The sequence below is a fragment of the Micromonospora sp. ATCC 39149 genome (assembly GCF_000158815.1).
GTDB lineage: Bacteria > Actinomycetota > Actinomycetes > Mycobacteriales > Micromonosporaceae > Micromonospora.
The window spans coordinates 4,098,802-4,113,214 of record NZ_GG657738.1; the positions used below are offsets into that span (position 1 = coordinate 4,098,802).

Consider the following 14,413-nt stretch of genomic DNA (forward strand, 5'->3'; position numbering starts at 1 on the left):
AGACGGCAGTCGGGCCGCTGCCACCCCCGGACACGATTCGCGCGCCAGAATCTCACCCTCAGATTGAGGGCGCGCGCGAAAGTCGGGCGGGCATTAGGTCGGCTCGACACGGCGACCTTCGGCGAGGCCAGGACGGGGCAGGACATGGAGCAAGGCACCGCAGAAGACCGCCTGGTCTTGCCGACGACATCCCAGGCGGCCCGATCGCGGGAAGATCCGGGTCCAGCGCCGCGGTCAGGCGGCGCCAGTCCCGTGGCCGCCAGTCACCCGTCGATGTAGATGGCCTGGAACTCCCAGCCCTGCTCTTGGCCGCCCGTCGCGCTCCACTGAATCAGGCGTGCGCCCACGTCGACGCTGCCGCCGCCTTCGACGGAAACCACCTTGCCGCTCTTGCCGTTGATCAGGTAGCCGCCGCTGCTGCGCCAGCTCTGCTCGGGTTCGCCGTTGCAGGTCCATTGGATGATCGCGGCACCGTTGGCGGTGCTGCCGCCGCCCGCGACGGACAGGCACTTGCCGCTCTTGTCGTTGATGATGCGCGAACCAGACCAGTGCCAGAAACGTTCCGGTGTGCTGTCGCCGGGGAAGGGGCAGCCCCATTGGATGATTTGGGCGCCGTTGGCGGTGCTGCCGCCGCCGCCGACGGACATGCACAGCGCACTCTTGTAGTTCATGATGTTGTAGTGGGTGGCGGCGTGGGCCGGAGACGCGACGGCCAGCGTGGACGCGGTGACCGCCGTGGTCGCCGCCAAACCGGCCAGGATAGATCGTACGCTGCGTGACACGCAGGCCCTCCCCTTGTCGAACGTCCTCAGTGACTTTTCTGTGGACTGACCCGAAGATCATCCAGCGCCGACCATACGATCCCGCCACACGGGACGGAACCGACGCAAGATCGAATTTGTGTGCTGTTCACCGGCTCTATGCCGAGCCTGGCTGCTCGTCGGTGACGACCTGCCGCGGGCCTTCGGTGCGCAGGCGACCACAGCGACGCTGCGGGCGTCGACCGGGTCGGTCTTGCGGCCCTGGCCGGTGGCGAACACCCGGGCCCGGGCGGACAGCTTCGCGGGAACGTCCACGACGGTCTCGCCGTCAGCGACCAGGCGTTGAGCGACGTGCCGGCCGATGCCGTTGCCACCCTCGACCGCCCAGCTGGGCACGGTCGTGCCGACCAGCGGATGATCAGCAACCTCGATAGTACGGTTGACGATATATTTCGGTTGACGTAGCTTGCTCCCATGCATGAACCGACCTTCCTCGTTCTCACCGCGCTGGCTGCTCAGCCACTGCACGGTTACGGACTGATCCAAGCCGTGGCCCAGCTGTCGGACGGTGACGTCCGGCTGCGCGCGGGCACGCTCTACGGCGCTCTCGACCGCTTGACCGAGCAGGGCCTGATCGAGATCGACCATGAGGAGGCCGTCGACGGGCGGCTGCGCCGCTACTATCGGCTCAGCGACAGCGGTGCCGCGGCGCTGGCGGTCCAGGCCGAGCGGCTGCAACGGCGAGCCACCGTCGCCCAGAGCCAACTCCGTCGCCGGGCCGTGCCCGGCATGTCGTTCGGCGCACGCGCACTCGGGTGGCTGCCCACCGGGCTGGCGCGGCGAACGGCGCTGGAGGTGTCCGCGTGACCACCAGCCTGCGGCCCCTGTCGGACTCCGTGCTGGAGACCTGGTATCGGCGTCTACTGCTGGCCTATCCCGGTGACTACCGGCGCCGGCATGCCACCGAGATGCTCACCACCCTCATGGAGAGCGCGGAGCCGGGTCGTGAACGTCCCCGACCGGCGGACGTGACCGACCTGGTCCTCGGCGGGCTCCGGCAACGCTTCCGGGTGCCGGGTCACCGGTCGCTCGCGCTGGCGGCGGCGGTGCTGGCGACCCTGACGTTCGGTGCGTTCGGCGCCGCGGCCGGTTCCTGGGCAGGTGAGCGGACCTTCGCCGCCCTACCCACCGGCGACGCGGCGAAAACCCTCATGAGCAGGATTGCCGACGGTCCCGTGGAGCCGGACGCCAGCCCCATGGGCGGTGGGCCGGGAGCCCCGATTCTGGGCGCGTCCACCGGGCTCATCTCCACTCCCGGATGGCGCTTCGACCAAGCCAGCGACCGGCTGGCCGCCGAAGGATGGACCATCACACGGTTCACCTCCCGTGCCCCCGGGGACGTCGGGTGCGCCGGGGATCTGCTCGCGGTCCGCCATAAGGTGGTGCTGGTCGCCGACGAATGCGTGTCGGAGAGCGGTGAGACGTTGGTGAAGGCTGCCTTCTTCGCCCAACGCAGCGACGCCTACCTGCCGCTGACCGCCGGTGGCGCGGTGCTGGGCATGCTGGCCGGATGGCTGCTGTCGGCGGCGATCGCCTACCGCATGCGATACCTGAGCGTCCTGCGCCGCGCGGCCGGGAGCCTGCTCGTCGCTGTGGGTCTGGCCAGCGCCGCACTTCCGGTGGCCGCCCTCCTCGGCAACGCGGTTCAGTTGCTGCGTCATCTGGGCGACCACACCAACGCCGTGTACACGGTGCACGCCCCGCTCAAGCCGTACTGGTCCTTCGATTTCGGCTCGTCCTGGACGGTTCCGGTACTCGCGCTCGGTGCCGCCGCGTGTGCGGCTGCCGCTGTGGCACTCTGTCTGCGTCGCTCGGCCATGTACCGTGACCAGGCGCCGCTCGCCGGCTAACGCAGGAGCATCGCTGGAGCGCGTGTTCGCGAGTCGAGTCATGGACTACCTTGGCCGGCTGAGGAACGGTGCAGGTGTCCACTAGCGATCTTTGGTCACTGGCTCCCGCACAGCTGTGTCGACGCAGCGAGTGACGGCGGCCGGTCATGATCAGGCCGCGGTCCCTCGATGGCCCCGCGCCCGAAACTGCTGGGCGGTCCGAGGTTCAGCCTCATTGGTACGGCAGCCGGCCGTTCGTGATCTGAGCGGAGAGCCTCGGGAACAGGGTCGGCCACCGCATGATCATCTGTACGTTGTGGATACAACTTCAGACCGTGCGGTGGCCGAAAGCCACGGCGTAGACGCTGCCCGCTGGCAACAGCTCAGCGACCTGCTGATCGACTCGTTCGTGACCGCTGCGACCAGGCCGGCCTCGACCAGCACGAGGTCCGCCGCTGGACCTCATGGCACGGTTCACCACCTTCGCCCCGGCAGCCCCTCGCCATCCTCGCGATCTGCGCCACCGAGGCAACAACGGACGACGAGCCCGAGCAAGCGGACATGATCGTGTTGACCGTCAACGAGATCCGCCGCCTGATCAATGTCCTGGCGATTTGGACCACGCGCCGAATCGCCCACCGTTTGCGCTGGTCACGATGGCGACGTCGGCACCAGGCGAGAGCCGGCGCGCTATCAGGGTGCACGGATTTGCCGCGAGTCGCGTTCCGCCGCCCTGCAACTATGTCACCCTGCATGACTTCGGTCAGCTCTGCTATGGCGCACACCCGTGGCCGATGAGCGGATGCAGGGCATGCAACCGGACGGAAGTGCCGAGCAGCGGTGGATTTACGGGCCGCTCGGCGATGCGGCTGTCCGTGCTGCTGACCCGCGTCGGGGGCAACCTCCGCAGACACCGCCCTACCTGGTGGAGCCACTACGGCATAGAAAACCTCCTCACCCAATGACCAAAACCCATGCCCTACACCACGGCCTGCTGGTGACCACAGGCCGCGACGCCTTCCCACGCCAGCGGCGGCTCGCTGTCCGGAAGCCGGAACTGCACGACACTCGACTGAGCCACCTGACAAGTGCTCGCACCTGCTCCTGATCAAAGCCGGAGGCAGCCGAAATTAGTTGGCCCCTGGCTCGGATGCCCTGTGTCGTCTGTCAATCGAGTGCTGAGGCACGCGCTCTGACCTGCGGTGCCTCAACCTGACTGGCATACCGGTCGCTCGGCTTTTCCCAGTGGAGTTGAGGCAAACCGTCGCGCTGTGCACGGGGCTCCCGCATGTGGTGGTGGGGCTCGGTGCTGGCCTGGCTCGATGCCTCAGATCGTTGGCAGTGCCTCGGCTCGACTGGCAGCTGAGGTTCCCCCGGTAGCTCGGAGGCTTTCGATCATGCTCTGATGGAGCTGAAGGGAGTCATCCGTGGCAGCACCGAAGAAGTATCCCGATGAGCTGCGCGAACGTGCGGTGCGCTTGTATCGGGAGTCGGACCCGAAGCCCGTGATCCGCCAGCTGGCCCGCCAGCTTGGGGTGCATCACGAGGCGTTGCGCAACTGGATCCGCCAGGACGAGGCCGACCGTGGCCTGCGGGGCGACCGGCCGACGACCTCGGAGGTGGAGGAGTTGCGTCGGTTGCGGCGGGAGAACGCGGAGCTGAAGCGGGCCAATGAGATCCTGAAAGCCGCCTCGGCTTTTTTCGCCTCGGAACTCGACCCGACCCGGCGACGGTCGTGACGCTCGTCGACGAGCTACGCGACCGCTTCGGGGTCGAGCCCGTCCTCCGGGTCCTCAACGTCGCCGTCTCCACCTACTACGGCTGGCTCACCCAAGCCGCCAACCCCTCCGCTCGCCGACGTGAGGACGCGGATCTGGCGGTGGAGATCGCGGAGATCCACGATGTGTCGGGCGGCACCTACGGCAGCCCGCGAGTGCACGCCATGCTGCGCCGCCAAGGCCGCCAGCTGAGTCGCAGGCGGGTCGAGCGGTTGATGCGGACCGCCGGCCTGCAAGGGGCGTTCCTGCGCAAGAAGTGGCGCATCCCGTCCACCCGGTCGAACCCGAAGGCGACGCCCGCTCCGGACTTGGTCAACCGGCAGTTCACCGCTGCGGCGCCCAACCGGCTGTGGGTCGCCGACGCGACCCGCATCCCCTGCGGGCAGGGCGTGTTCTGGCTGGCCGCGGTGCGGGATGTCTTCTCCAACCGCATCGTGGGCTGGCGGTGCTCCGACCGATGCGACACCGACCTGATCCTCGGCGCCCTCGAATACGGCATCTGGTCCCGCGACGTCCGCGACGGCCAACTGATCCACCACAGCGACCGCGGGTCGAACTACACGTCGTTCCGCTTCGCCCAGCGCCTGGCCGACAACGGCATTCTGCCCTCGATGGGCTCCGTCGGCGACTCGTTCGACAACGCCCTCATGGAGAACTTCTGGTCAACGTTGAAGATCGAACTGGTCTACCGAAACTCCTGGCGGACCCGCGACGAAGCCGAGAACGCGATCTTCGCCTACATCGACGGGTGGTACAACACCCGCCGCATCCAGAAAGACCTCGGCTGGCGCTCCCCAGACGAGTACGAAGCCGCCTGGCACGCCCACCAGGCCCGACCAGACGAGACGACTATCGTTCAGCCTGAGCCCACCGGCGCCAGGTAACCAACCCTCCGGCAAACCGGGGGAACCTCACAGCCGACACCCTGCCATGACACCGATCCACTTGGGCTGAAAGGCCCGCGGCCACAGATGGTGATCCAGTGCGCACATCTAGCCGATGAGCGGGCGCTCGATCATGCTCCGATGAGCGTCCGCGTGATTCGTCCCGCCGGCCGACCTGAACGTGCATATGTGCACACGGACAGTCGAACGTAACAGAAATGGTTGCTTCTGCTGCGCGTGTCGGCGAGACTGTCGAGGTGGCGGCCAACAGCAGGGTGACGATCGCGGCCCACGCCTTGGCGTGGCTGGAACTGGCCAGGCGGCACGGTCGGGAAGTGCTCACCTCCGAAGAGGTGGCGGCCAGCGTCAACACCAACGCGGTCATCGTCCGGCGCAGCCTCGGCGACCTGCAGCGGGCCGGCCTGGTGAGGGCACGCCGTGGCAACGGCGCCGGCTTCTCCCTCGGACGCCCGGCGACAGAGATCACGCTGCTGGACGTCTGGCTCGCCGTCTCGCCGGAGCCGCTTCTCGCCCTTCACCACTCCGAGCCGAACTTGGAGTGTCAGGTCGGACGCGGAATCCGTCCGGTGCTCACCGACCTTTATGACGAAGCGACCAACACGTTCCGTGCGGCGCTGGCGCGCTGGACCGTCAACGACGTTCTGGAAAGGATTCTGGCATGATCGTCGAGTTGCGCCGGTACACCCTGCACGAGGGTCGCCGCGACGAGCTCATCGACCTGTTTGACCGCGAGTTTGTCGAGACCCAGGAGGAGCTGGGGATGGCCGTGCTGGGCCAGTTCCGTGACCTCGACCGACCCGACCGGTTCGTGTGGCTGCGCGGATTCACCGACATGCAATCGCGTCGGACCGGCCTGACGGCCTTCTACTCCGGCCCGGTGTGGGCGAAGCACGGACCAGCGGCCAACGCGACGATGCTCGACTCGGACGACGTACTGCTGCTCCGCGAGATCGTCGCGGTGCCGGTATTCGACCGCGGCACCGCCAATCCCGAAGCGGTTCTGCACGCGACAATCTGGCATTGGGCTGGCCCGGTTCCCGATCCCACTCAGAGCCCAAAGGAGACCCTGGCCGTGCTACGGACCGAGTACGCCGCGAACGACTTTCCCCGGCTACCGGTCCGTGAGGGGGAGCACGCGCTGGTCTGGCTCACCCGCTCACCCCTGCAGGCAGACGTTCCCGTGGAGGTGGTGAAGACCGAACATCTCCGCCTCCGCCCCACCCACCGCTCTACCCTCCACTGAGGGAATTCAGGGTGGGCCGTCGATGCCGAATCGCTCGCTCGCTGATGCCGCCGATCAGCACGACACGATCCGGACCGCCGCTCGATCGGACGCGCGCACATGCCGCCGATCGTGCGGCGGCGTCTGTCGCTCTGGTCGGACGGAGTGGCTACCCGGTTTGGCGACGGTGGGCCAGCACGCCTTCGTCTGGTCTGCCAGGATCTTGCTGTGGTAGTGATCGAGATCGTGATGGGTGACATCACGCGGGAAAACGTGGACGCCATCGTCACGGCCGCGAATGAGTCACTGCTCGGCGGTGGTGGTGTCGACGGCGCGGTCCATCGCGCTGCCGGATCTCGCCTGGCCCAGGCCGGAGGAGCGATTGGCCCCTGCAAGCCGGGCGACGCGATGGCTACCCCGGCGTTCGACCTCGACCCACCGGTGCGGCACATCATCCATGCTGTCGGGCCGATCTGGGAAGGCGGCGGTCACGGTGAGGCCGACGTTCTGGCCTCCTGCTACCGCAGGAGCCTGCAGGTAGCCGACGAACTCTGCGCCCGCAGCGTCGCCTTCCCGGCAATCGCCACCGGCGTGTACGGGTTCCCTCCCGACCAGGCCGCCCGGATCGCCGTAGCAACGATCAGGTCCACTTCGACAAACGTCCAACGGGTACGACTCGTCGCATTCGACGGGGACACCCGGAAGCACCTGCAAGCCGCGGTGACAGCCACGGGCTGACCCGTTCGGATCTGCCGCAGACAGGGCGCGCTATCTGTCGGCTGCTGCCCTCACTCTCCGTGGTCGGACGTTGGTCCGGCCGGCTTCCCGAGCTGTCGATGAGCGGTCGTGGTAGCGCTGAGAGGAGCACGCGTCAGGAGACTGATGGTGGCCAGCGGTGGCTGCGCCATTCGTTCCATGTCGCGAATCCGGCCGGTGGGTCATCAATGGGTTCGCTGCCGTCGAGTTCGCCTGGCGTGGGGATGTCGATGTTGGCAGCCCATTCGGTGAGTTCCTCGTCGGACATTGGCCACGTCGTGTGTGGTGCTTCGGTTTGGCGCTGATCGAGTCGTCTGCGCTGCTCGGCTGGAGTGAGTTCGAAGTAGCGCATCTGCACCGTCGCGCCGAGGTCTGCTGCTGCCTGCCGCAGGGCCGAGCGCTCGTCTCGGCTCCAGAGGCCGTAGTCGATCACGACGTTGTTGCCGAGTTCGAGGGCGCGTAGCGCGATCTGGATGAGTCGTCCTTCGATCACGTCCTGAGCCGATGGGGGATTCTCGTGCCCGTAGAGAGCCTTCACCCATTCGTCCTTCGTGAGACGAAGTGCTGTGTGCTGGATTTCGATGCGTCGCGCGGCGGTCGTCTTCCCGGTGCAGGGGAGTCCAACAGTCAGGAACAGCGTTGGTTGCCTCATCAGCACCCGCTTTCGATCGCACGTCCGTCCTTGCTGACATCCGATCATGCCGCCGTCAACGTGCGTCGACCGTCACGGATGGCTGCCGACCATGATGCGCGTGGTTGGCCTCTGCCCTCTGGCTCGGGGTCGGCGACCTATCGAGCAGGGCGCCCAATTGAGCGGCGGATTCGTCGGTCAGACGATAGACGCCCTGGAGGCTGACGGAGCGTTCGAGACGGCCGTTGACGACGTACTTCAAGGTGCGCTGTTCTCCGCGTCGGTTGCGCCAGGTCAGCGTGCTGAGCAGGTCGCCGGGGACGGCGACGTCGAAGCGGATCGGTGTCGCTTCGACGTGTACCGGGCTCGCCCCACATCCATTGGCGCCGAGCATCGCCCAGGCGTCGTGACCCGGATAGGACGGGTCACGCCATGTTGTTGGAGCGGCGCCGCAACAGTCGCGCCGCTGCTTGTCGACGACGCGCAGGCGGCTCACCAGGTAGACCACGCATCGGTTGACATGCAGCGCGAAGACATCGTCGCCGACACCGACGCTGGTCCAACTGGGAAGAGACTGGTGCACCCCGCTGAACGCCACCGAGGGCCGCTCGCCGACTCGGTGCCGGCGTAGCTCCCGGCAGACGTCATGGGTCCACAAGGTGGTGAACGCAGTCGACATGACCATGATCATAAGAGCGACGACTGACAGTCTCGATCCATCACGGCCACCCGCTGAGGCCACTACGCTGACCTTTACGCACCCGCCCTCGAACCCATCCGGATCTGCCGCCGAGCGCGCGTCGCAGCACCCAGTGCTCAGTGACCCGGCTGGCCGGCCCTGGAAGTTGGGCCGTTGTCCCGACGGGCGAGCCGTCATGGCCGGGCCGGGCCGCCGGCGGTGGCCGCCGGCAGTTCGGACGACGGCCTGCGGGGCCCGTCAACGCGGTGGTGAGACGTACAGTCCGGTCTTGCACCCCATTTCGCCTGGCTCCAGCCATATCCGGTCGTACCCGGGTGACTTGATGGCTCCGCTCGGAGTGCGCACCAGGAGGATGCAGTCACGCTCGGCGGGTACGCCCACCGCGGCGACGAGGGCGCCCTCGTGGGTGACCGTGTCGACGGTGATGTGCTTCTCGGGAAATGCCGCCCGCACCGTGCCTGCGAGCGTGTCGGGTGTGGCGGCGCGCAGCGCTGCGGCGAGCCGATCGCGCCCGTCGTCCGGCAGCCGCGGAATCGGCGAGGTGGTGGGCACTGCGGGAGTGGCTATCGCCGGGCAGTCGATCTCGTGATGTGACGTGTAGCGAGAGAGCTCGAGCAGATAGCGGTAGCATCGCGTGGCCCGACCGGCAGAGTTGCCGAGGTCGCCGAAGGAAACCCCTGGCTGCTCGGCCACCGTCACAACGAACCGGACGTCGATGGTGGCCTGCTCACTTCCGGCGGTTCGACCTGACCAGCCCAACGGCTCACGTCGGATGGTCGAGCCGCTGCCCGCCACCTTCTTGGAGATCTCGGTCGCGGCGATGTATTCGGCTTCCCGAACCCGGTTGCGGTAACCGAGGTCGTCATCGAGGAGCGCCGCTTCGGTGGCTGCGATGTCCCGCGCCAGCGAGTCGCCATCGCGGTTCTCCGAGCATCCGGTCAGTACCAGGCAGGCCACCGTCACCGCCACGCCGGTCAAAGGCGGGGCTCCGAAACGCCGGCGTGCGCCGCGAACTCTCGCCAGTCGTCGCGCCGTGGCCGGCGATTCAGGTGTCGACATCCGTATCTCCGCTCACGGCGACACGGTACCGCCCGCATCGCGACCCTGTAGTCCCGAAGCTCCATGCGTATCGATCACGTGCGGCTCGGCTAGCGTCCTGCGCCAGAAATCCGCCTACCAAATCGGGCGAGTGGGTCGAGGATCTCCTCGGCGGTCATGGTCCAGACGAACGGCCGTGGGTTGCTGTTTCAGTCCGCGATCCACGACCGGATGTCGGCTCCGAGGGACTGGACGCTCCTGTGCGTGCCGCGGCGGATCTGCCTGGAGTGTCTGCACGTAGAATCCTGCTACGGCTCGAATTGATCTTTCTGCCCAGCGCACTGATCTGCCACTGACAATGACCGCTGAGCAAGGAGGGGTTCGGCGGCAGCACCGCCGCCGCCCTGACCAACTCGCTGGCGGTCAGTTCCGGTGGCATGCCACGATCTCCGCCGTGACGATCGAGCAGCCCTGGTTCATCGGCAGTTGGATCGGCGTGCTCGAACGGCCGGAAGCCGTTGACGAGGCAGTCGACCGGAACGACGAGTACGCAGGTGTCGCCTTACTCGCTCTGGTGCTCAACCATCCTGAGCCTGGAGTCGTGCTTCCGCGCATCAAGGAGGCGCTGGCATCGCCCAGCGCCCAGACGAGGGCTAACGCGTTGCAGTCGGTGGGTCACTACGCTCGCCTACACAGGTCGATCGATGACGAAGTGATGAAGCGACTGCGCCGCGCCTTGGGTGATCGGACGCCACTACACCGCTTTCAGGTCCGTGGTTACGCATTCAACGCTGCGAGCGACGTCGGCATGTTCGTGCGGCGGCGCGAGATTCCTCGGTGGTTGCGCCGACGATTTGCGGGCCCGCGTCGCCGAAGTGGTAGCCCCGTAGGTAGCCCTGCATCGCACATCCATTTGCCGCGATGATGGTGCTTTGCGAGTCGCAGGTCGACCTCGGCGGGCTGGCGCAGGTTACCGCGGGTAGGGCACCACGGCCGCCCACCATGTGCTTACCTTCCGATATGCCGCACCCCATGATGTTTGACGAAGCAGATCCACTCCTGAACCGGCTGCGGGCGCTCGCCCTGGCCTTCCCCGACGCGACCGAGAAGATCTCCCACGGACATCCCGCCTTTTTCACCACCAAGGTCTTCGCGTACTACGGGGGATCGGTGAAAGTCGACGGCGTCTACCGGCAGCATGAACATTCGGTGCTCGTGCTGGTTGATCCCGCCGAGCGAGCGGCGCTGTTGGACGAGGACCGCTGCTTCGTGCCGGCCTACCTGGGCCCCTACGGGTGGATCGGGGTGGACCTGACCGGAGACACCGACTGGGACGAAGTCGACGAGCTACTCGACGCCAGCTACCGACGCACGGCCGGGCCACGCAGGGTTGCCCGGCTCGACTCCCGGCGATCCCCAGCATGAGGCCGGCCAAGGCCACGAGGAGCGATGACCGCCACGACAGCGCCGACGGCCCCGCCAGGAGCACGGATTTGCCGCAGACAGGGCGTCACAGTACGTGACCGAGGACGGCAGAGCCCAGTGAGGTGATCTCAGTAAGCCATAAGGGTTGATTGGCGCGACACGGGCGAAGGTGGCGGGTCGGGTGGTGGTGGATACAGTCGCGGAGCCATCGACAGACATGTCCTTGCGACAGATCCACGTCTTCGAGAGGGCTCCACGTGATTGCCTACCGTGCCATGATCGACGTCTCAGGGAACTCGTGCAGCACCTCGCGTGTCTGCTGTACGCCCACCGCCGCGCCTGTGGTACCCGCCGTGGCACCCGGGCATTGACCTGCTTCTACCAGGCCCTGATGGTGCTCGTCTGGTTCCGCAAGGCCGAGGACATGACCCTCCTCGCTGCCGGGTTCGGTATCTCCCGGGCGACCGCTTACCGCTACCGCGACGAGGGCATCACAGTGCTCGCCGACCAGGCGGGCGACCTGCACACCGCTCTGCGCCGGGCCGCTGCCGACGGCTGGTCGCAGGTGATCCTCGACGGGAAGCTGTTCGACTGCGACCGGCTCACCGAGACCACCCTGTCGGTCAAGGGCGAGACGATCGACGCCTGGTTCTCCGGAAAGCACCGCAACTTCGGCGCGAGCATCCAAGCAATCATGCGCCCGGACGGGCTGCTGATCTGGACGGCGGCGCTGCCCGGACATCTGTACGACACCAGCTGCGCCCGTGAACTCGGGATGACCGCCGCCTTGAACTGGGCCGCCGCCGCCCTCGACCTGCCCACCCTGGCCCGACGCCGGCTACGAAAGCGCAGGCCACGGCGTCAAGACCCCGATCAAGCAACCCGCCGACGGCAGCCGGCTCGCACCCGACAACCGCGCCTACAACCGGCTGCTACGCGGCCTGCGCTGGCAAGGAGAACACGGCTTCGCGATCCTGATCGGACGCTGGAAGACGCTACGCCACACGACGATCAGCCCGCGCCGAATCGGAGACATCGTCGCCGCCGCGCTACACCTGACCCACTTCGAGTACAAATACCTGCTGGATAGTCGTTGACCTCGATCCGTCAGAGGGTGTTGCTCCCTGCCTGACCGTTTTGGCTTGACCGTTTTGTCCACTAGGTTTGGGCGTGGGATCGTCCGCCGGACGGTCGCCTCCGACGGCCGGTCACCGAACACCAGACCCTGATGGGCGAGCAGGCCGATGTCGGACATGCTCGTGGCGCCGAGCACGACCGTGACGGCCAACGAGACCAGAACCGTGCCGCGATCCCACCAGCCAGGACCGTTACCGCGCGGCAGCACCTGGTTCAAACCCCTGGTCAGACCGGTCCGATCAGCACACCTACGCAGCAAGACCGCGCCCGCGTGCCCGACCAGGCCCTTCCCGTCCGAACTGACGATCAGCCGCTGATCCCATCCACTACTCTTACTCACCAGAAAGGTGCACCTTGCTCTGCTGTGGACATGGCGTAGACACCCACATCCTCGCAGGTCAGGTGCGCCTTTCGTTTACCGCCCTCGATCAGTCAAATCCCCTCTGAATAGGGGAGGTTGAGATCACCTCAGTGCGCGGTCTTGCCGAGATAGGGGAGGCGTTCGTATGGTGAGTCACCGCAGTGCTGCTGCGAGTTCGGCGGCGTTGTCGAACGCGGTTGCCGCCCTTTCGGACTCGTCTTCCGTGAGCGTGACGGACTGGGCCTGGGCCAGCATCTCGGCCGCAGTCTTTGGATCGTGCAGCACCATCGCGAGTTCGGCGCGGTAGACCAGGACCTCTACCTGCTCGACCGGGTCGTCGTCGGCTTGCGGGCGGGCCAACGCGCTGTCGAGGATCCGAACGGCCTGTCCGACGCTTCCCCTGGAATCGGCCTGCACGACAGCATTCGCTAGGGCCTTGGCCAGCCGCCCGGCAGGCGTGGCGACCGGCATGGGCGCGGTGGCGGCGTCCCGAAAGACGCGGATCCAGTTGCCGCCCGGGTCGATGACGCTGAACCCACCCAACCCGTCGGCGTTCTTCCGCGCCCTGGGCCGGGTCATCCGCGGCGTTCCGGACACCAGTACCTTGCCGTATGCGGCGCGCATGCCGGCTGCGAATGCCCGATGTAGTCCCTCGATGTCCGCGGTGAGTACGAGGCAGGAGCCATAGGACTGCTCCGGGTCAAATCCGGCGATCTCGAAGAACTGTAGATGCAGGTCTTCCCGCTGCACGCCCACACACGCGTTGGGCTTGCGTTGCTTGTACGTGGTGCGGAAACCGAGAACTCCGTAGAAGGTTTCGATGTCATCAATGGATGCGCACGGCAGCAGGGGAACGGTCACCTCGTTGGTCATGCCTCCTTCCTACGCGTCGCGGGGTGTCCGTCGCACATGGAAATAGCCGATCATCGCCTTCGGTCATCCGATCGGCTGATGACCCAGAACGCAACGCCGCCCTGCCGAGCCGTCGGCGGCGCCTTCCTGCCTGCCATATGTCTCGCCAAGATCAGGCGCCCGGATCTGGCACCCCTCTGTGTCAAGAGGCGGCGGCGAGGGTTGTTCTAGGCTGGGGTGTGGCGGGTCCGGGAAGTGACTTTGGGCTCCCGCATGTGGTGGTGGGGCTCGGTGCTGGCCTGGCTCGATGCCTCAGATCGTTGGCAGTGTCTCGGCTCGACTGGCAGCCGACACCCTGCCATGACACCGATCCACTTGGGCAGAGAGGCCCGCGGCCACAGATGGTGATCCAGTGCGCACATCTGCCGATGAGCGGATGGCGTGAGTCGAGGCAATCGTTAGTCTCGCCAGCATGGATCTTGACAGCGATCCGCTTCGCCGAGTGGAGGAGCCGGATCTGGACGTCCTCTGCCGCTTCGACGTCGAACCCGGACTGATAGGTCCGAACTGGTACGGGTTTCGCGATGCAGCCAGGCAATGCCGCGTTTCCAGACCGACGGCTGGCTGGGCGAGGAGGATGGCAAACTAATCGTGACCGTTGATGACCAGGTGGCGGGCTTCGTCGGCTGGTCTCCGTACGGGCACGGCGCTGGCCGCTACCGGAGTATCGGGGCTGTTCTCCTGCCGGAGTGCCGCAGGCGCGGTGTGGAAACCCAAGCCCAGCTCTTGCTGGGTCGGTACTTGTTCGCCCACACTGCCGTGCACCGCATCGAAGCTGTCCGGGCAGTGGAAGTCGGGGAACCGTTCCGGCAAGCCCTCGTACAGGTCAAACGCGAAAACGGGAGCCGAAAACGTCGGTGACCTTTCGCCATGAACACGGGCCCGGCTCGGTCCAGAA

The 14,413-nt window shown here is 66.7% G+C and carries 16 protein-coding genes; 10 read left to right on the plus strand and 6 right to left on the minus strand.

Annotation, left to right across the window (positions count from 1 at the left end; translation table 11 throughout):
• Nucleotides 1-263: 263 nt before the first annotated feature.
• A complete protein-coding gene (locus tag MCAG_RS17635; RefSeq protein ID WP_036373956.1) occupies nucleotides 264-749 on the minus strand; it encodes an RICIN domain-containing protein in 486 nt (161 codons plus the stop codon).
• Nucleotides 750-839: 90 nt separating this feature from the next.
• Nucleotides 840-1,289, minus strand: a complete 450-nt coding sequence (locus MCAG_RS34950; protein ID WP_232290208.1) for an IS110 family transposase — start codon at nucleotides 1,287-1,289, stop codon at nucleotides 840-842.
• Here MCAG_RS34950 and MCAG_RS17645 point away from each other — a divergent pair.
• The 7 genes from MCAG_RS17645 to MCAG_RS17675 all read left to right on the plus strand — a co-directional run bounded on the left by MCAG_RS17645 (nucleotide 1,236) and on the right by MCAG_RS17675 (nucleotide 7,293).
• Nucleotides 1,236-1,628 carry a PadR family transcriptional regulator gene (locus MCAG_RS17645; protein WP_007074334.1) on the plus strand — a complete coding sequence of 131 codons (393 nt, stop codon included), beginning with the start codon at nucleotides 1,236-1,238 and terminating at the stop codon, nucleotides 1,626-1,628. The genes MCAG_RS34950 and MCAG_RS17645 overlap by 54 nt on opposite strands.
• Nucleotides 1,625-2,671: a hypothetical protein gene (locus tag MCAG_RS17650; RefSeq protein ID WP_036373962.1), complete on the plus strand. Its 1,047-nt coding sequence runs from the start codon at nucleotides 1,625-1,627 to the stop codon at nucleotides 2,669-2,671. The genes MCAG_RS17645 and MCAG_RS17650 overlap by 4 nt, the downstream gene beginning before the upstream one ends.
• Nucleotides 2,672-4,077: 1,406 nt before the next feature.
• Entirely contained in the window at nucleotides 4,078-4,389 is a 312-nt protein-coding gene (locus tag MCAG_RS17655) for a transposase (protein WP_007071078.1), read from the plus strand.
• Nucleotides 4,386-5,312, plus strand: a complete 927-nt coding sequence (locus tag MCAG_RS17660; protein WP_007071079.1) for an IS3 family transposase — start codon at nucleotides 4,386-4,388, stop codon at nucleotides 5,310-5,312. The genes MCAG_RS17655 and MCAG_RS17660 overlap by 4 nt, the downstream gene beginning before the upstream one ends.
• A 257-nt stretch (nucleotides 5,313-5,569) precedes the next feature.
• Nucleotides 5,570-5,995 (plus strand): Rrf2 family transcriptional regulator, encoded by a 426-nt coding sequence (locus tag MCAG_RS17665; protein WP_007074337.1) that lies wholly within the window; start codon nucleotides 5,570-5,572, stop codon nucleotides 5,993-5,995.
• A complete protein-coding gene (locus tag MCAG_RS17670) occupies nucleotides 5,992-6,576 on the plus strand; it encodes an NIPSNAP family protein (RefSeq protein WP_007074338.1) in 585 nt (194 codons plus the stop codon). Before MCAG_RS17665 ends, MCAG_RS17670 begins: the two co-directional genes overlap by 4 nt.
• 207 nt (nucleotides 6,577-6,783) lie before the next feature.
• The gene (locus MCAG_RS17675) at nucleotides 6,784-7,293 is read left to right on the plus strand and encodes an O-acetyl-ADP-ribose deacetylase (RefSeq protein WP_007074339.1); all 510 of its coding nucleotides are present in this window, start codon (nucleotides 6,784-6,786) and stop codon (nucleotides 7,291-7,293) included.
• A 133-nt stretch (nucleotides 7,294-7,426) separates the two neighbouring features.
• Here the strand turns inward: MCAG_RS17675 and MCAG_RS31025 are convergent, their stop codons facing one another.
• The 3 genes from MCAG_RS31025 to MCAG_RS17690 all read right to left on the minus strand — a co-directional run bounded on the left by MCAG_RS31025 (nucleotide 7,427) and on the right by MCAG_RS17690 (nucleotide 9,611).
• A complete protein-coding gene (locus MCAG_RS31025) occupies nucleotides 7,427-8,011 on the minus strand; it encodes an AAA family ATPase (RefSeq protein ID WP_369751328.1) in 585 nt (194 codons plus the stop codon).
• Nucleotides 8,012-8,018: 7 nt separating this feature from the next.
• Nucleotides 8,019-8,621, minus strand: a complete 603-nt coding sequence (locus MCAG_RS17685; RefSeq protein WP_007074341.1) for a hypothetical protein — start codon at nucleotides 8,619-8,621, stop codon at nucleotides 8,019-8,021.
• Between the two features lie 258 nt (nucleotides 8,622-8,879).
• Nucleotides 8,880-9,611 (minus strand): hypothetical protein, encoded by a 732-nt coding sequence (locus MCAG_RS17690; RefSeq protein WP_232290394.1) that lies wholly within the window; start codon nucleotides 9,609-9,611, stop codon nucleotides 8,880-8,882.
• A 523-nt stretch (nucleotides 9,612-10,134) separates the two neighbouring features.
• Between MCAG_RS17690 and MCAG_RS31030 the strand changes: the two genes are divergently transcribed.
• The 3 genes from MCAG_RS31030 (at nucleotide 10,135) to MCAG_RS34960 (ending at nucleotide 12,202) form a co-directional block, all read left to right on the plus strand.
• Nucleotides 10,135-10,605 carry a hypothetical protein gene (locus MCAG_RS31030; protein WP_007074343.1) on the plus strand — a complete coding sequence of 157 codons (471 nt, stop codon included), beginning with the start codon at nucleotides 10,135-10,137 and terminating at the stop codon, nucleotides 10,603-10,605.
• Nucleotides 10,606-10,712: 107 nt separating this feature from the next.
• Nucleotides 10,713-11,105: an MmcQ/YjbR family DNA-binding protein gene (locus MCAG_RS17695; RefSeq protein ID WP_232290210.1), complete on the plus strand. Its 393-nt coding sequence runs from the start codon at nucleotides 10,713-10,715 to the stop codon at nucleotides 11,103-11,105.
• An 872-nt stretch (nucleotides 11,106-11,977) separates the two neighbouring features.
• The gene (locus MCAG_RS34960) at nucleotides 11,978-12,202 is read left to right on the plus strand and encodes a transposase family protein (protein ID WP_232290395.1); all 225 of its coding nucleotides are present in this window, start codon (nucleotides 11,978-11,980) and stop codon (nucleotides 12,200-12,202) included.
• 554 nt (nucleotides 12,203-12,756) lie between these two features.
• On the opposite strand, the gene MCAG_RS17705 is transcribed toward MCAG_RS34960, so the two are convergent.
• The gene (locus MCAG_RS17705; RefSeq protein ID WP_007074346.1) at nucleotides 12,757-13,476 is read right to left on the minus strand and encodes a hypothetical protein; all 720 of its coding nucleotides are present in this window, start codon (nucleotides 13,474-13,476) and stop codon (nucleotides 12,757-12,759) included.
• Between the last annotated feature and the right edge of the window lie 937 nt (nucleotides 13,477-14,413).

Bases quoted from the DNA above. Each gene is read 5' to 3' on its own strand.
- MCAG_RS17645 (WP_007074334.1), top strand. From the start codon at position 1,236: ATGCATGAACCGACCTTCCTCGTTCTCACCGCGCTGGCTGCTCAGCCA.
- MCAG_RS17670 (WP_007074338.1), top strand. From the start codon at position 5,992: ATGATCGTCGAGTTGCGCCGGTACACCCTGCACGAGGGTCGCCGCGAC.
- MCAG_RS31025 (WP_369751328.1), bottom strand. From the start codon at position 8,011: ATGATCGGATGTCAGCAAGGACGGACGTGCGATCGAAAGCGGGTGCTG.
- MCAG_RS17685 (WP_007074341.1), bottom strand. From the start codon at position 8,621: ATGTCGACTGCGTTCACCACCTTGTGGACCCATGACGTCTGCCGGGAG.
- MCAG_RS17695 (WP_232290210.1), top strand. From the start codon at position 10,713: ATGATGTTTGACGAAGCAGATCCACTCCTGAACCGGCTGCGGGCGCTC.
- MCAG_RS17705 (WP_007074346.1), bottom strand. From the start codon at position 13,476: ATGACCAACGAGGTGACCGTTCCCCTGCTGCCGTGCGCATCCATTGAT.